The organism is Leptobacterium flavescens (genome assembly GCF_010671605.1).
GTDB classification, from domain to species: Bacteria; Bacteroidota; Bacteroidia; order Flavobacteriales; family Flavobacteriaceae; genus Leptobacterium; species Leptobacterium flavescens.
Map to the genome: position 1 here is coordinate 480,964 of NZ_JAABOO010000003.1, position 18,823 is coordinate 499,786.

Consider the following 18,823-nt stretch of genomic DNA (forward strand, 5'->3'; position numbering starts at 1 on the left):
CGGCACTTTTTAGTTATTCAGTTTAAAGATCTTCGGTTTGTCGTCGTTAATAGCAGTAATAATAAAGGCTTTCCCGCTTTTGTCCTTAAATTGTTTTATATGCTTGATCTCATTTTTTACGAAGAAACCACTCTCGTCATAATCCTGCCAGTTAAAGCCGAGATTCCCGTCATTCAATAAAACACTTCCGTAATCGGCATCGAGGCGGGAATACTGAGGTTTGAACTCAAAATTATTCCCTCCCATAATAAGATCGACATAGCCGTCATTGTTCACATCAGAACAACTGATCCCGCAAACACAGGAAAGCTGTACCCGTGGAGGAAGTTTTTTGATGGTAAACTTTCCGCCTCCCTCATTGATAGCGATCACCGATTCTGAAATGGAAACTTTTTTCATGATAGAATTATTAAAAACCTCTTCCGGAAACAGTTCGTCCACGGTTCTTTTGGCATATTCGGAAGCTTTTAAATTCTGTTTTTTCAGGGAAACCATCTGATTGGTCAGTTCTTTTTTCTGATGAAGAGGGAAATCCTTTCCATCGAGATTACGGGTCACGATCTGTTCTATGGTCCCGTTATCATCAAAATCATTGATCCAGATCTTCATCGGGTTTTCTTCCGAAGCCTTGTAGTGTATATTATTCCCCTGGTTACCCAGGATAAGATCGTTGTCTCCATCGTTGTCAAGATCTGCGGTCTCTACCACATTCCACCATCCGTGAAGGCTGTCGAGGTCTGAAGCGTATCTGGATAACCTTCTGCCGGAGTTTTTATAGATAATGGGAGTTCCCCATTCGGAAACCGTAAGCAGATCTTTTTTATCATCACCATCCATATCGGCCCATATGGCATTGGTTACCATTCCGGCATCTTTAAGATCATAAGCCAAACGCTCGGTAACATTGGTAAAGCTTCCGTCCCCGTTATTTTCCAGGAGCAAATGATCCGGGTCAATTCCGTAGGTTCCTACCACACTCCTCGAACCGATAAAGACATCCCAGTCGCCATCATTGTCAAAATCGTAAGGAGCGATGACCGATATATTTTTAAAAACAGAAGGCAGGTTTTCAGCGACCTTGCTAAAACGCCCTTTACCATCGTTAAGATATAGTCGGGCCCGGTAATTTCTTTCCTGCCCCACCTGATTCCCTCCGGAACCTACCATCAGGTCGTTATCTCCATCGCCGTCTGCATCAAAAAAGGCAGCTGCCGTATCTTCATAGCTGAGTTCTTTTTCCAGTTCCGGTTGCAGGGTTGGCCTGATATTACCATCTCCGGTGTGGAGATAAACTGCTCCCGCTTGTCCTTTTGCTCCGCCGATGAATATGTCTTCATTGCCATCGCCGTTAATATCGCCCACTGCCAGTGCAGGGCCTTCCTGGGAAAGCATCTTGGAAATAAGGCCTTCGTAATCAAAATCGGTATAGTTATTTTCTTTATGCGCTGTCATGGAATTGTTTGCCAGCTCGCTGAGGAATGTCTTCTTTTCTTCCGGCTTCAGGGGCTTATAAATATCTTCAGCCTCCGAATGTTTTAACTGTAGTTGCTGATTGGCAGAAATATTAACCAGTTTCTGGGTGCGATCGTCAGGCCAGATAACGCGAATGGAATCTATGGTTTTTGCTTTTCCGAGGCCAATGGTCATCGGATAGTCCATGGAGGATTGAAACCCTCTGGAAGGGATCAGTTCCTGCAGCACAATATTATCTTCATAATACATTTTTACAGTGGTCCCTATCGCAAATTTATTGCCTTCTTTCCCTTCGAAATTCAGTTTAATGTAATTGTGATCCGTTAAACTTTCGGCATTGTTCCTGTATAGAAAAGCCTCCATGTTTACATTATTTACCACCAGGTCGAGATCTCCGTCGTTATCAAGATCTCCGTAGGCCGCTCCGTTAGACAGGCTGGGAATTCCCAGACCCCAGTTTTCGGCTTCATTGCTAAAAGTGATATCGTGATTATTCCTGTATGCATAGTTTGGCTGAGGTGCCACGGGCATTTTATTGATAATGGAATCTATCGCTTCTTTGCGGCCGGTAAGTGCCATTTTCTGAATAATTTCATTAGCAAAGAAATCAACAAAATCCAGATCGGTAAGATCGTGATTCACTCCGTTGGTGATATAGATATCCCGGAAACCATCGTTGTCCATATCGAAAAGAAGCCCTGCCCAACTCCAGTCGGTGGCAGATACCCCGCTATAATAAGCTACTTCCGAGAATGAGTTATTCCCGTTGTTTAGCTGAAGCGTATTCTGAATATACTGCTGATAGAAATCTTTGCTTTGTTTGAGCTTAAAAACATTATAACCTTCAAATTCCATCACCGATTTTACTCTTTGATCGCCTTCGGGCAACATATCGGTAATAAAAATATCGGCATTTCCGTCGTTGTTAATATCAGCCATATCCACACCCATGGCCGAAAGACATAAATGGGATATCCAGTTCTTGATATCTTCCTTAAAGGTTCCGTCCCCGTTGTTGAGGTAGAGGTAATCCCGCTCGTAAAAATCGTTAGAAACGTAGATATCGGGATAGAGGTCGCCGTTTATATCGCTTATCATTACTCCCAGACCAAAACCAATAAGGCTTCCGTATATTCCTGCTTCTTCACTGACATCTGTAAACTTTCCACCATCGTTGCGTAACAGCAGATCACCCACACCTCTGAAGATCTCCGGAACATTTTCCCAGTCCTGTGCCCGGGTTTCCCGCTGATCGGCATAGCCAAGACTACTGACCGGAATATTACTGTTATTCAGGATATAGGCATCCAGATCTCCGTCCTTATCATAGTCGAAGAAAGAAGCATGTGTACTGAAACCCGTTTCGGCAAGATTGTATTCAACAGCCTTTTCGGTAAAGGTAAGGTCGCCATTATTGATATAGAGGTCATTGTTGTGATTGTTACCCTCCATATTCCCGGCATTACTCACATATATATCCAGTAGACCGTCCTGATTAATATCTACCATGGTAACCCCGGTAGACCAGGGTTTATTTCCTTCGACACCTGCGGATGCTGAGATATCCTCAAAGGTGAAATTCCCTTTGTTGAGATAAAGCTTATTGGCTCCCATATTGGCCGTCATATAAATATCGGACAGGCCATCATTATTTATATCGCCAATGGCCACTCCACCGCCGTTATAGAAGTTCCTGTATTTGAAAATGTTGAAATCCTTCTGGTTTTCCACTTTGTTGATAAAACTTACTCCTGTTTGTTCCGAAGATAGCTGTGAGAAGAGGGTCAAAGACTTTTCTTCGGCTTGCTGTTCTTTTTCTGACTGGCAGGAAGAGAGTAATGAAAGTGTAATTATAAGGCTCGTAATATTTTTAAAAACTCGAAATCTCATTGTGTTGTTCTTAGTTCATTCTTTTTAAAAAAACGGGACTGTTATTATTAATAGAAATTATATAATATGCAGTGTCATCTATCATTATTTTTTCAATATCCCTGGCCGGGCCGGGAATATCAAAAAGCTGGTTTTTTCCCTCGGTAAAGAAACCGTTCCTGTCATTAAGTAGTAAGAGGCCGTGCAATGCATCTAATCTACCTAATTGTGTGCTAATTTCATAATTGTTTCCGGCAATTAACACATCCGGATAACCATCTGAATTAAAATCATCTACAAAGATGCTGTGAACAGAAGAGGTCTGTACTAAAAAAGGTAATTGCTTTACAGAAAAACTGTTGTTTCCGTTGTTTTCGAAATAGCAACTGGCCAACTGATATAACTGTTTTTTAGATGCAGTTTTGATCTTGTTTTTGGGAAAGATCTCATCAAAATCGGCTTTGGCAAAATCCTTATAGGAAAGGTACTTTTTATTAATGAAAGGCATTTGCTTTATCAGCTCGTCCTTGGATGCAAAAACCGTCTCCGTACCCTGGTAGAAATATGTTATTACAGGCTCTATACTTCCGTTATCATCAAAATCATTGCTGTATAATTTAAGGGGCTGCTTTTCGGAAGCTGTAAGTCGGGTATTAAGTCCCCAGTTGCCCGCCATAAGGTCTATATCTCCGTCTTTATCAAAATCGGCCGCAACTACAGTATTCCACCAGCCGTTTGTCCTGTCCAGGCCCTTAAACTCCATAAGCTTAAGGGATTTTCCATCGTTGATGAATACGGATAATGGCATCCAGTGCCCTGTTAAAACAGCATCTTTAAAGTTATCTCCGTTAATATCTATCCATTGAATATCCTGTACCAGGCCAATGTCCCGGAAGGCTTTTGAGTAGGTGTCGGTTATGTCTGTAAAAGTTCCCTTTCCATTGTTCTCGAATAAGTATTGCCTTGGGGTTTTTCCGAATTGCCAGGGAATTCCGTTAGAGGTAATGCTCAGGTCCTGATCTCCGTCATTGTCCAGATCTACAGCTTTAACGGTTGATGCATTGAGGGAGATGTCCTTAAACTGAATGGAATCTTTCTTAAAACTGCCATTCTCGTTAAAATACAAACGCGGGCTCAGAGCAGGGCCTTTTTTAAACTCATTCCCCCCGCTGACGATCAGCAGGTCCTGATCTCCATCATTATCGGCATCAAAGAAAAGCTGATCAACATCTTCGTTGATGATATCTGAAGAAAAGACTTCCTCCTCCGATATTTCAAACAGGCCTTCTTCTTTCTGAACCAGAAGCCGGGAAGCCTGCCCTTTGGCGCCGCCAATAAAAAGATCTTCTTTCCCATCGCCGTTTACATCAGCAACAGAGATCGCAGGCCCCTGGTTAGTATTGGCAAAGGGAATAAGGGGGTCCCTGTTAAATTCCAGGCTGGAATTTTCCGTATGCCGGAATGTTATCGGGCTCGGGGCATTTAAAAGATAATGCGGTTTTGAATTCCCGTTGTATTTTATGTATCCTCTGCGGGCGTTCCGCTTATCTACTTTGAGATGTTGATTGGGTTCCAGGTCTGTAAAGAATTCGTAGGTCCTGTCCGGCCAGATCACTCTCAGGGAATCTATTTTTTCGTCGGTTCCCAGCCCTATATGGATCTGCGGGGATGAAGACGATAAATACCCTTTGGTGGCGTAATTTTCCTGTACGATCCTGGAATTGCCGCGGTACAGAATTACCCTGGCGCCTATTCCAAAGCGGTTGGTATCACTTCCGTCAAATTCCAGGCTAATGAAATTATTCTTTTCTTTCTTTTTGTCGGAGAGGTTTTCCAGAAGGTGTACCTCTTCATCTATATTACTGATGATCAGATCCAGATCTCCGTCCCGGTCCAGATCGTCGTAGATAGCTCCGTTGCTAAAGGAAGGTGTTTTTCTGAACCATTCTGAAGTGACATCAGAAAAAGTATTATCGCCGTGGTTTTTATAGAAGTAATTCGGTACTTTCTTTTCGGGGAGCTCTTTAATAAAAGCCATTTCCTTTTCAGACATCCCCTGACTTATACGTTTTTGGATATTCTCATTGGCGATGAAATTGATAAAGTCCATATCATTGGTTGCGCCTTTAATTCCGTTGGAAATATGCAGGTCCTTAAAACCGTCGTTATCGAAATCGGCAAAAAGCGCACTCCATGACCATTCGGTAGCGGCAATACCACTGATAAAAGACGTTTCGCTAAAGCTAGAATTCCCCAGGTTGAGGTGAAGGGTATTCTGCATATATTGAGGAGCATAACCGTTTTTCAGATAATATTCATAGGTCTGATACGGATATTCCAGAGCCGATGTTTTATAGGTCTGAAGGTCTTCGGGTAACATATCCAGTGCAATAATATCCGGATAGCCATCATTGTTGATATCTGCAATATCGCTTCCCATAGAGAAATGAGCAGTGTGCCCCATTTTTGAGGGTTCTGTGGAGATAATCTCCTTAAAACTGCCATCTTTCTGATTGATATAGAGATAATTGTTCTCAAAAAAGTCGTTGCTGACGTAAATATCGGGGTATCCGTCGTTGTTGACATCGCTTACGGAAACACCCAGACCATATCCTATTTTTCCCTGGAAAATGCCTGCTTCCTGTGAAACATCATAAAAATAACCATTGTCATTTCTGAACAATATATCCCCGGAGAGAGAATCCGCTTCCATTCTTTTAGCTCCTTTGCCGTAATTGCTGTTAGGATGAACAGAATGATTGAGCAGGAACATATCCAGATCGCCATCCAGGTCGTAATCTAAAAAAGCAGCCTGGGTGGAAAAACTCTGTATGTCCAATCCGTATTCGGAAGCCATCTCTTTGAAAGTCGGGATCCCTTTTTCATTTACGCCCTGATTAACATAGAGCAGATTTTTTCCTTTTAGGGTCTGATAATCCCCTATTTTACAGATATAAATATCGAGATAACCGTCATTGTTGATATCGACATTTGTTACTCCCGTGGTCCAGCCACTGTTATTGACAATCCCGGAAACATCACTGATCTCCTCAAACTTCAGATCGCCTTTGTTTAGATACAGCTCATCCTGCCCCTGGTTGGAAGTGAAATAAAGATCTGAAAAGCCATCATTGTTAAAATCGGCTGCACATACTCCTGCTCCATTGTAGTAATAGAGATAGGACAGAATATTCAGCTCGGGGGTGGGTTTCAAAGTATTTTTAAAATGGATACCTGTCCCTCCTTTCAGGCGAAATAATTTGGCTTCAGATCTGTTACAGGAAGGGGTAAGGCTAACAAAAATTAGTAACGTCAGTATAAAAACAAAACCTTTCAAAAGCGTATCAATATCGTATAAGTTAAATATAAAAAATAGGGCTGACATGTCAGCCCTAAATCAATCAAATAATTAAACTTATTTTTAGTACCCGGGGTTTTGAACCAGGTTAGGGTTAGATAGTAATGCGTTTGGAGGTATCGGATATAATTCTCTTGTAGAATCTCCTACAGACGCAGGGTCTTTAAACTCCCATGCTCTGGTAAACTGACCAAAACGAAGCATATCGTTACGTCTCCAGAATTCATAGTAAAGCTCACGCCCTCTTTCTTCCAGTAAATTAGTTTCATTAACACTTCCCAGAGCAGAGGCATTTCTCAAAGCTCTCAGAGTATTTACCATTCCGGTAGCATCTCCACCCATTCTCATCATAGCTTCTGCTTTCATAAGGTGGGCATCTGCAAACCTGAACACGATCTCGTGACTGGCAAAAGCACCGTTTACCGGGTGATACTTAATGATCCTTACTCCGGTTCTTTCACTATTTCCGGAAAGGCCAGGAAGTTCTTTTGTGAATATCAGCGGATCTCCCGGACGATCGTTCAACGGATCTCCGTTTACATTGTACTGCTGGTTGATAAGGAATCCGTATCCTATACCAAGGTTGGTAGCATCTGCATTAGTCGCATCCGGAACCCATCCTCTTCTTTCTTCCTGTCCGTCACCTACATAGTTGCTGTTAGGTGCACCTTCGAAGGTATCGTAGAATTCTGCAAGGGTAGTAAAACCGTTCCATCCACCTCCGGTATTATCAGGAGATACCTGGTTGTAGTGCATTCCGTTCCATATTCTGTTACCTACGGAAGTTCTTGCAAACCATATGGTTTCATTATCCACACTTTCTGTAAACAGATCAAAATAACCCGCCTGTAATGCGAAACCATCGGCTTCTATTGCATCTACCGCATCGATCACTGCCTGTAGATCGGCACTATCGGGAGTATCTGTTCCTTTATACCTGTGTGCGTTCAGACGCAATTTGGCCATCAGGAAGTTACCGGCTGCTCTCGAAGCTCTGTCTGTATCGGCACTCGGTCCTGTAACCGGCAGATTAGGAATTGCTTCAGTAAGGTCCTGAAGAATAAAATCGTAAGCTTCGGAAGCCGAGAAAACCGTTGGGTTAACATCTGCACCTTCATCTGCTTCGCGGAAGGGAGCCTGTCCCCACATATCCATAACGAAGAACATACTGAAAGCTCTGAGGAACTGAGCCTCGGCCTTCTCCTGAGCAGAAGGGCTACTTCTGTCATCTATGATCTCCGTAGCACGGAAAACATTCTGGTTAAGATTGTTCCACGTGTTAAGGATGTATTGGTGTGTCGGACTCCAGGTATGAGCGTGAAGTGTCCTCCAGATACCGTTATCTCCCCAGTCAGTACCTCTGGTAGGTACGAGGGTCTCATCTGTGGAAACTTCGTTCAGGGCGAAGAAATTCGCCTGATCTCCAAGTTGTCCGTAAATATCATTGTAAAGGTTATTCAGTGAAGCTTCCACATTTTCCACTCCATTAAATATACCTTGTGCCTGGTCTGTAATTATAGAATCCGTAGCTTCGATCTCCAGATCTGTACAGGAAACTACTAATAGGCCGGATAGTAAAACCGGAAATCCTATTTTAATCAATAATTTTCTTTTCATGATTCTTTTTTTAGAATGTTGCATTTAAACCGAATGTGATCGTTCTTGGTCTTGGGAATGAGGTATAATCGATACCGAATACCGGGAGACCGTTTAATAGATCACCAGAACCTGGTGATACACTTACTTCAGGATCCAAACCACTGTAATCGGTAATTACGAATAAGTTCTGTCCTGTTAAAGATAATCTAAGCGATTTAATCGCACCCTCTCCACTTAGCGGTACATTGTAAGTAAGTGAAGCATTTTGCAGTCTTACGAAATCTCCGCTTTCAAGGAATCTTGTAGATACATCTGCTGCTGCATCCAATGATTCCCCACTTGTCAATACGTCGGGTGTTACATTACGTCCACCTCTGAAAGCCCCTGCTGTAAAGAAAGCATTAGCCGTGTTATTGTAAATATAGTGTCCGAACTGTCCACTAAAGAAGGCTGAAAGGCTCCAGTTTTTATAGCTAAAATTAGTTGAAAATCCTGTTGTAATATCAGGTAAAGCACTTTTACCCACAAATCTCTGAACATCTTCCTGAATCGGTTGTCCTGTTGTGGTGTCAAAACCTTCAAATTCCCTTAGGAAGAAGGAGAATAAAGGTTGTCCTTCCTGAAGTTTCTGGGCGAATGCCAGAGAAAGTCCCTGTCCGCGAATTGTACCTGCGTCGAACTCTCCGTCCAGCTCGTCAATAACATTATCGTTGTATGCTATGTTAAAGCTAACATCCCAGTTAAAGTCTTCAGATCTTACAACGTCATAATTGATGGCGAATTCAATACCTTCGTTAACTACCTTAGATCCCGGAAGGTTTAGGAATACAAAGGGCTGTACAGCCGGCTGAGCTGAAAATACCCTAAACAAGAGATCTGTGGTTTCTTTGCGATAAACATCGATACTACCGTTTAATCTGTCCCCGAAGAATCCGAAATCCACACCGGCACTATACTGCAGTGTTTCCTCCCATTTCAGGTCGGGATTAGCAAATGCAGCTGCTGCAATACCAGGTATGTTTGGAATTTCACCACCATCGTTAATAACATCTCCTCCTGTAAATCTTTCTCTCCTTACAAAGTTACCAAAACCTAATCCTTCCTGGTTACCGGTGATACCGAAACCGAGACGAAGTTTTAAGGTGGAGAAAGCATCTCCTACGAAGTCTTCTTCACTTAACTTCCAGGCAAATGCACCTGAAGGGAAGTATCCGTATCTGTTGTTATCCCCGAAACGTGAAGAACCGTCAGCACGGATCGTTCCGGTAAAGAGATATTTATCTGCAATTGTATAATTAACCCTTGCAAAGAAGGACTGTAATTCGTCTTTATTATTAAATGTATCTGTAAAGATCGACTGTATTCTAAGATTGTCCGGAGCTGCAATGTTATCGGTAACAGGATTTGGGAAAAGCCTGTTAACAAATACATCTGTCAGGTTAGTTGCAAAACCGTACTGCTGATAAGAACCGTCAATACTGTCTTCGATAAGATTGGCTGCACGTGCAAGATCATTTACCATCTGGTTCAGATCCTGTGTAGCAAATCCCCATCCGTTAATATTTCTTCCGCTTCTGTTAAAGTCCTGGAATGAATACCCGACAAGGGCTTCTAAATTAGAATTCTCAAACTCTTTATTATAAGTTAATGTAGCTTCTAATAATCTGTTTCTAGCGTCTATTTCATTGATCGCTCCACTACCATTACCAAATGTTCCCTGATCAAAGTTCCTTGCCAGAGCTGAAGCAACAGATCCTCTGGAAGAATCTGATTCGTCATAACCGAAATTAACTTTTCCAACCAGCTCGGATGTGAAATCGTATTCTGCCGAGAAATTAAGTAATAATCTGTTTGTATTTGTTGTACTCTGCGTATATGCAAGTAAAGTAGCCGGGCTTAAGAGACCTCCTGTTCCGTCGAAATCAGGATCTGTAGGCCAGGTCGGGTTTGCAGAATAAGCAGCACCGAGTAAATCTCCTCTAAATCCTGCACTACCACTTAATGGCGGAGATTCATCATTTACTCTCGACAAGGAAGCCTGTAGATTTAGTTTAAGCCTATCATCCAGGAAACGGTGAATTGCATTTACCCTTCCGGTGATCCTTTCAAGAGAAGAATTCTGAATTACCCCGAATTGCTCTCCATAACCGAGAGTAGCTCTAACCGAACCTTTTCCGTAATTGTTGGAGTAAGATAAATTGTGATTCTGAGAAGCAGTAGATCGGGTTACGATACTCTGCCAGTCCGTATTTCCGCCAAAACTTCTTTCAGCTACGTTAAGGCCTAATCTGGCGGATTCAGATAAGTAATCTTCTGCACTTAATAAATTGAATTCTTCGGCAGGCTCTGAATAACTCAGGGAAGAACTTAATTCCCAAACTCCTCCGGCTCCTGCCTTACCACTTTTAGTTGTGATAATTACTACTCCGTTAGCTCCACGTGAACCATAGATAGCGGTAGCGGACGCATCCTTCAGGATACTTATGCTTTCTATGTCGTTGGGATTAAGGAAGTTTAAAGGGTTTCTGGCACTACTTGTACCGAAACCGATATCTGTTCCTTCGGAGGACGTGTCGTCTCCTGCTAATGGCACACCATCTACAACAAATAGCGGATTGTTGTTAGAACGTACGGAGTTGGTACCACGAATACGAATTGCAATACCTGCTCCCGGTTCACCACTGGTCTGTGTTATCTGAACCCCTGCGGTCTTACCCTGTATCAATTGTTCGGGGGATGCAATAACTCCTCTGTTAAAATCTTCGGAAGTTACCGACGTTACCGCTCCGGTTGCATCTTTAACGGTGGTCTGACCATAACCGATAATTACCACTTCATCAAGCTGACTTGCATCTTCTACGAGTGTTACGTTAATGGTCGTTCTGCCGTTTACCGCGATCTCCTGTGTTTTGAATCCTACATAACTAAAAACTAAAACTGCATTGGTTGCAACATTATTTAGTGTATAGTTCCCATCAAAATCGGTTTGCGTACCGTTGGTGGTACCCTTTACGATAACGTTTGCGCCTGCCAGCGGACCGTTAGCGTCAGATACCGTTCCTGTAACGGTTTGTGCCTGTGTCATGCCAAAGCAAATCAAAGCTCCGAACATTAGCAAGCCCTTTAGTAGACTATTCTTCATAAATAGAAAATTTAAAGTTTAAATAGTTAGTTGAACATAGTTTAAAACCTAAAGCTATGTAAATAATTTGTTAAATTACTAATATGAGAAGGCAAAACAAATACGAAAACGTTTTCGTGTTAATAACTTTATTTGCTTGCTAATATGTTAAGGAATAATTGATTATGTCGAAGAATTGACAAAGAATGCTCAATAATTTTGTGAATTTAGGAACTAAAATGATAAAAACAAATTATCTGAGAACAATTTTTTTTTAACAAAAAAAAGTGCCCTGTTTAAGGCACTTTTCAGCGATTTTTACATTTAAGGAAATTAAGGTTTTTCCGGTTTAAAATTAAATATAGATCCAATCGCTTTATAATAATTAATAATTCTTCAGTGTTCCGATCGGGAAGATTTCCGCCCTTATCAAAGAGATTTGGATTGTTAATTTCTCTTCTCAGGAAGTCTATTTTAACATTTCACCTAAAAGTGCCTTAACAATTTGATAATCATTTAGTTGACTTTAAACTGAAATATCTCCGATTGAGACGTATTTGCCTGAGAATCTTTTGTTATCACTCTCCAGTAATAAGTTTGCCCGCTGCTTACCCCTACTTCCATAGTGGTTGAACTTGTATTTCCTTCCAGCTCAGTAGGAGGATTTACAGTTCCGAAGAGAATGTCATAAGACACTATATCATTATCTATATCATTCCCTTCCCATTCCAGTAACAGGGTCCCTGAAGCCGCATCTACCGAGGAGCCCATTTTTGGACTGACAAGGTCGGCAGGAAAGGGCGCAAAATTTTCTGTAGGTAACCCGGCATTATAGAACTTCCACTCATCACTCTGTGCTGTTTGCGTAGTAGTGTTCGATCTGGAAGTAACCGACCATGCATAAGGATTACCTCTTAAGATGGTAATCTCCAGCTGGTTTACAGTAGACGTAAGAGTACGACTGCTCCCTGTATTCAGGTCTCTTAAATTTACTTCATACAGATCGGTATTGGCCGAAGCATCCCACCTGAAAACCACGGCACTCTCGGTATCGGAAAGAATTGTACCCTCATTACATTCCGTGTTGTTTTCAGGAAAAATGAGTGTAGTTGCCTCAGGCGGATCTATCACCGGTGGTGGCGTTGGATCTCCGCCATCATCTCCGCCTCCGGAACAGGAGAATGCAGTAAGGATCAACAGGCCCTGTATGTATATATTTCTTAATACTTTCATCGTTTCAGGATTTTATAATTAGAAGTACCGGAAGCTGTTTGTACCCTGAGGATGTAAATACCACCGGGATAAGCGTCCATATTCATTCTGATCTGCCTGCCTGCCTGATTGTACACCTTGTTAAGAAGCATTTTTCCAGTGTAGGAGTACATACTTATGTTTACATCAGGATCGCTTAAAGCCGGTAAGCTGATCACAAGATCGCCGCTATTTACAGGATTCGGATGAATAAGAATATCTTCCGAAATAATGATAGTCTCTTCATAGGTTCCCTGGCAGTCCTTATCGGTAGAAACCACTAAGGTGTTCTCCTTCCGGTTTAACTCCAGCGTAATACTGGATTGATTTGTGGTTGTCAGTTTCCCGTTAAGAAGGATATTATAGTTATTCCCTCCGTTCAGGGATAAGGTCACTGTAGAAGACTGAGAATCTATAGCCGAGAATACAGATAGATTTTCCGGCTCGCTGATGTTAAGGCTGAAGCACTGTTCGTAACCGTTTATTCCTTCAACGGTGATACATACTTCATAACTACCTGCTTCCAGGTCTGTAAACAGTACATTGTTTGTGAAGGAATCGGAGGTGTTTATGCCGTTACCGCTTAATGTGGCTGTATAATTAAGGGCCTGTGCAGCCGTAATTTCAATACTTCCGTTATTGCTGGACCTGCAGGTTTCACTACTGATCTTTAATGCGAAGTTTGAAGAAGGAAGGGTGAATATCTCACAACCCGTTACATCAACCGTTGCTCCGAAAGGAGTATCCGGACAGGCATCATCTGCGTTGGGAACTCCGTCCGCATCCGTATCGTTGGGATCTATTAAGACCAGACTGGGTTGATCTGCCATGATCATATAGGCTCCCGGTGCCAGACTGATTGGTGTATCTGTATTACTGATTTCCATCGGTCTGTTATTTTCCAGCAGATTGTACCAGGTACCGGTTTCCTGAAATCCAGGAACGATCTGTTGTTCGGTAACACCGAAATTTCCGAGGATCGTGATATAACGGATCTCATCACCCGTAGCGCTCTGGTCTGTGATCTGGATCTTTTTAAGCCCGTTTGCATTTCCCACATCCAGGGTGAATTCTGAGCTTTTAAAAATGGCTTCATTTAATTTAAGCTTGATCAGATCGGACCAGTTTTCATAAAGTGCTGCCCGGTCTGGCTGATCGAGATAATCCCAGCGAATGGGCTTGGGGCTGGTCCTGCAGCTTTCATCTACCGAACCATCTTCACAATGATTGATGCTGAAATCATATCCCAGTTCTCCGAACTGCCAGATCATTTTGGGTCCGGGAATACTGAAATAAAAAGCTCCGGCCAGTTGCTGGCGTTCCAGGGCGGTAGCCAGGTCTTTTACATCATAATCTCCGTCGGAGTTTCCGAATTGCAGGTTTTTATTCATCAGGCGCTCCTCATCATGACTTTCCATATAACCCACATTAGATGGGGTACTCCATCCTCTGTTTAAATAGGAGATGGATGAGAAATTCGACTTTCCATTGTCGTGATACCCGAGAGTAGCTTCGTTATAGTTAAAATTGTGATTTCCCCATACCAGCATGCCCGAATTTATTAACTGGGTTTCCTCACTATTGGGAGCAAAGTGTTCCAGGATAACATAGGCGTCCGTATCATAAGTTCGTATTTCGTTGTACATCCTTGTCAGGATATCTATTCTTGCCTGATCGAAGGAATTTCCATCTCCGACCGTATTGGTAAAACCTTTGGTAAAATCGAAACGATATCCGTCAATATTGTATTCTTCCAGCCAGTAACGGTTTAGGCGATCCACATAATCCTGAGTGGCCTGGGAAGTGTGATCCATATCGTTAAAAAAGGAAAAGGCAGTATTCGGACTGTTAACATTAAAGAAAGGATTGTCGGCTGCAACGGCGCAGTCGTAATTCCCTCCGCATTCATTCCACAGGCGGAAATAAGGATTCTGACCTGTTGCGTGATTGTATACCACATCCAGGATCACTGCAATTCCGCGGGAGTGACATTCATCAACAAAACGCTTAAAAGCATCCTGTGTCCCGTAATATTTGTCCAGGGCCATATGAAAAGAAGAATTGTAGCCCCAGCTGATATTGCCGTCAAATTCACTCACAGGCATCAATTCAATCGCATTTACTCCAAGACTTTCCAGGTAATCCAATCTGTCTCTTACTGCATCAAAAGAGTGCAATTCATCAAAATCCCTGATGAGCAGTTCATAGATCACCAGGTCGGTGACTTCTGGCTTTTGAAAGTTAGTGGTTTGCCATACGTATTCCGGATCATCCAGACGCATCAGCGTTACCGCATGATTTGTCGATCCCGTTGGATAGGAAGGCAGGTTCGGATAGGTGGTGGCATCGATAAAAGCATCGTTAAACTCATCGAGGATCACTTCGGAGTACGGATCGGCAATCCTGATAACACCATCTACCAGATACTGGTACATATGATTTGATTGTGGTGTAAGTCCGCTGAGCTCTATCCAGAACCGGTCCTGCGAACTGTCTTTTTTCATAAGATACTGCCCGTCGATCTGCCAGTTGTTAAAATCGCCTATTACGTAAACGAATTCCTTTTCCGGTGCAAAGAGCACCAGGGTGGCTTTTGTATTATCGTTAGGATCAGGGTTCAACCCGTCCAGTAAACCTGATGGCAGGGCTTCTTCGGTAACCGTGGGTTTTACGATCACTTCAAAGCTTTCGCTCTGAGTTTCGCTGCCGTTGGAAGCATCCAGTTGAAAAGAAGTACTTTGGGTTACCGTGTAATTGTTGGTATAGGAAGTTGCATTGTTAAGAACATCCGCTTCAGTTCCGTTAGCTTTCAGACTAAAATCGGCATTTTCTGTGGTAGTAGCACTTATCGAAATGCTTTCTCCGCTATTCAGGATAGTAAGGTTCTGGGAAGGCGAGCTTAAATTAAGCTGAAACCGCCCCACATCTACGAGGTGGTCCTGAGATTTTTTGTCGCCGCTTCCGTCTTTTGCCTTTACAAGCATTCCCATCCTGGAAATACCTGTTGTATTGTAAAAAGTGGTAGGGGTCAGGGTATAGCTGTAAGTGCCATTCCCGTTATCGGTGAACTTTTGAGCCTCATCGGAATTTGTCCATTCTCCGTTTGTAGGGGAGTCACCTCCGAAATCGCCGTTGGTGTCAAAATACCAGGCCCATAAATAAATATCGTTTACACCCCATGCCGAAGGATTGACATTCGAAACGGTAATGGTGATCTCTTCGTTTTCGTTAAAGGCCGAAGGATCTATGGAGAAAGTGACGTTCTGAACCTGAGAGAAGCCAAGGGAGGAAGCTAAAAAGACTGCAAAGAGTAAAATTTTCTTCATTGCTTTCTGGTTGAAGTTAAAAAAAGACCCTGATTTTTTAATCATCAGGGCCTTTTAAAAGTCTGTTATGACTAATTCTTGGTAAGCGTATAAGTATATTGTCTCGGATTGCTGAGGTCTAAGACTACTGTATAATTTCCATCCTCAGGAACCCCGATGTTATCACCGCCGAATTCCATAATACCGTCTGCACCTGTATCTCCTATATTAATAGCCCAGTCGTCATTTGCTCTGAACTTTAAACCGTTGTCAGGAGCATCCTGTTGTACGAGGTCTATCGTAATGGTCCATACTCTGGCTACAGGATCATAGGTCATATCGGTATCCGAATCCCATCCTGTAGGAGTGGCATTTCCGATGATCCCCCACTCTGTTTTCTCCAGGGAATAGGTAAGATCTTCGGTATTTGCTCTTACCAGGTAGTAACCGGGTCCGCCTACTGTACCTGTTCCGCAGTTTCCTTCACCGTCGTCGGTAAGTACCTGTGTGTAACTTCCGTTGGTTCCGGAAGCATCTCCCCAATCTATATTACCCCATACAAAGTTTCCGTCGTCGTTGGCGCCTACAAACTTGAATTCGTTATTCAGTTCTACAAAACCTTCAAAATCGGTTGTAGTAGCAGAAGATGCCTGTAAGAAAGGAACAAATTCCACTGCATTCGGATCGGGATTCCATCCCTGGTGATCACCCGGTACTGCAAGTCTTGCCGGCTCGGGCTCTGTGGCAAAAGTAAAAGGAGTTACATTAAGCACTACCGTTTCGGTAGGAGCGGGAGCTACATTATCTGAGATAACACCCACTACTCTGATTGCCATTTGTCCTTCTTCAAAAGGAGTAAGTCCCATTCCTAAAGCGGCATCGTTTAACTGGCCTACAGTAATATTAAAAAAGGTTTCTGTTGTAGTACCGAAACTAATAGGTTCGCTAAAATCTCCATCGGCCATATCTCCCTGAACCGTATAATTTACCTGAGCGGGAAATCCGAAATCTGCGGCAGACCAGATCAGGCTCACTGCAAGATTGTTTACCGTTTGCTCTGTCAGCACATAGGTGTTGGCTCCGAAATCTACCAGAAGTTCCGGTAGTTCCTGGAGGGCTGCAACAGGCTCTCTGTCGTCATCACTACAAGACCAGTTTGTGGTCAGTGCAGCTAAAATGACTAGGGTTGCTAAAATTTTCTTCATAATTTATATTTTTTGGTTAGTAACCGGTATTCTGATTTAAGTTTGGATTGGCAATAAGATCCGTAGAAGGAATAGGATAGATATTCCTGAAAGCTTCAGACGGCGATCCTGTTTGTACTCCTCCTTTGAAAGGCCATACCAGGTCTGTAAATTGCCCGAAACGGATCAGGTCTGTTCTTCTGTGACCTTCCCAGTGAAGTTCTCTGGAGCGCTCATCCAGGATGAAATCCAGGGTAAGTTCTCCGGCAGAAATATTTCCGGAAGTATCTCCGTAAGCTCTTTCACGTATCTGATTAACCAGGTTAAGGGCTGTTCCGGTATCTCCGCCGTTACCTCCTCTTAAAACCGCTTCTGCATACATCAGGTAAGCATCGGCAAGACGGAACATGGCGAAATCGGCATCTCCGAAATTCCCTGAAGGATCAGATCCGGGCTCTCCCGCTGAGGTAAGGTTGCTGAATTTTTCTACCAGGTAACCTTCACTAAAATTAAAGGCATCTGTTATTTCCAGCGTTTGCCCGTCTGTAAAGAAGTTGGCTCTGTCGTCTGTATTTCCGGTAATGTCTGCAAATCTTGAAACGAAAACGTTGGTTGTTCTGATCCCGAACCATCCTCCGTTAATTCCGAAGTCGGCAGGGTTCTGATTTCCACCTACAGGAGCGTGAAGAAGGAAGGTCATTCCTCCGAATCCCTGCGTATTCAATCCGTCAAAAGTGATCGGGAATATGGTTTCATTCTGAGCTCCGTTGCTGTCGTTATCTGCAAGGAACAGTTCATCATAACTATCGTGCAGGCTGTAACCGGCATTTATCACATTGTTAAGAGTACCGATGGCTTCGGTATACATGGCCTCGCCGGTATATACTTCTGCATTCAGGTACAGCTTGGCCAATAACATCCATGCGGCACCTCTGTCTGCTCTTCCGTATTCATTTAATCTGGCTTCTACCATTAGAGGAGCTACTTCCTGTAATTCAGCCACCAAAAAGTCAAATACTTCCTGTCTGGATGCCTGTCTTGGAAGGAAAGCTCCCGGATCCTGATCATCCAGTACAAAAGGAACATTTGCATACATATCTATCGCATGCCAGTAGCTCAAAGCTCTCATAAACCTTGCTTCAGCTCTGTATGCTCTGATCTCATCCCTGTCGGCACCGTTAATATTTCTGGCGTCCAGCTGAGATTCCGAAGATTGTCTTATAAACTCGTTGGTAAGAGCGATCTGGAAATAAATACGATCGTACATGGCTCTGATAAACTCGTTAGAGGCGGTCCATACGTGATTGTTAAGATCGTGAATGGTTCCGTCGTTCCATGCAATAATGGCTTCATCTGTGGTTAATTCCTGATGCTTCCAGAACTGTCTTAAATAATTGGAGAAACCTTCGTCTATTCCGGAGATATCTGGATTTCCGGCAGGACCCTGTTGTCCACTTACCGAAATACCTGCATATACTCTGGCGATGAACTGACGATAGGAATCCGTATCTTCAAATAAGGAGGCAGAAGTCTGCTCCACTATGGGCTCCAGGTCGAGTTCTCCCTCGCAGGACACAAGTCCGGCAGAGGTAACAGCTCCCGTCATGAGCACCAATGCTAATTTTTTAAATCTTGATTTCATCATTTTATGCTTTTACAGTGT

At 42.9% G+C, this 18,823-nt stretch carries 8 protein-coding genes; all 8 read right to left on the bottom strand.

What is annotated here, in order from left to right:
- Positions 1-9: 9 nt before the first annotated feature.
- On the bottom strand, positions 10-3,363 hold the full coding sequence (locus tag GWK08_RS14390; RefSeq protein WP_163607925.1) for a VCBS repeat-containing protein: 3,354 nt from the start codon (positions 3,361-3,363) through the stop codon (positions 10-12).
- Positions 3,364-3,373: 10 nt separating this feature from the next.
- Positions 3,374-6,727 carry a VCBS repeat-containing protein gene (locus tag GWK08_RS14395; protein ID WP_163607926.1) on the bottom strand — a complete coding sequence of 1,118 codons (3,354 nt, stop codon included), beginning with the start codon at positions 6,725-6,727 and terminating at the stop codon, positions 3,374-3,376.
- Positions 6,728-6,763: 36 nt separating this feature from the next.
- Positions 6,764-8,317 carry a RagB/SusD family nutrient uptake outer membrane protein gene (locus GWK08_RS14400; RefSeq protein ID WP_163607927.1) on the bottom strand — a complete coding sequence of 518 codons (1,554 nt, stop codon included), beginning with the start codon at positions 8,315-8,317 and terminating at the stop codon, positions 6,764-6,766.
- Between the two features lie 10 nt (positions 8,318-8,327).
- Positions 8,328-11,441 (bottom strand): SusC/RagA family TonB-linked outer membrane protein, encoded by a 3,114-nt coding sequence (locus GWK08_RS14405; protein WP_163607928.1) that lies wholly within the window; start codon positions 11,439-11,441, stop codon positions 8,328-8,330.
- Positions 11,442-11,936: 495 nt separating this feature from the next.
- Positions 11,937-12,653: a hypothetical protein gene (locus GWK08_RS14410; RefSeq protein ID WP_163607929.1), complete on the bottom strand. Its 717-nt coding sequence runs from the start codon at positions 12,651-12,653 to the stop codon at positions 11,937-11,939.
- Positions 12,650-15,997 (bottom strand): alpha-amylase family glycosyl hydrolase, encoded by a 3,348-nt coding sequence (locus tag GWK08_RS14415; protein ID WP_163607930.1) that lies wholly within the window; start codon positions 15,995-15,997, stop codon positions 12,650-12,652. The genes GWK08_RS14410 and GWK08_RS14415 overlap by 4 nt, the downstream gene beginning before the upstream one ends.
- A 71-nt stretch (positions 15,998-16,068) precedes the next feature.
- Positions 16,069-17,181: a SusE domain-containing protein gene (locus GWK08_RS14420; RefSeq protein WP_163607931.1), complete on the bottom strand. Its 1,113-nt coding sequence runs from the start codon at positions 17,179-17,181 to the stop codon at positions 16,069-16,071.
- 16 nt (positions 17,182-17,197) lie between these two features.
- The gene (locus GWK08_RS14425) at positions 17,198-18,802 is read right to left on the bottom strand and encodes a RagB/SusD family nutrient uptake outer membrane protein (RefSeq protein ID WP_163608268.1); all 1,605 of its coding nucleotides are present in this window, start codon (positions 18,800-18,802) and stop codon (positions 17,198-17,200) included.
- Positions 18,803-18,823 lie beyond the last annotated feature (21 nt).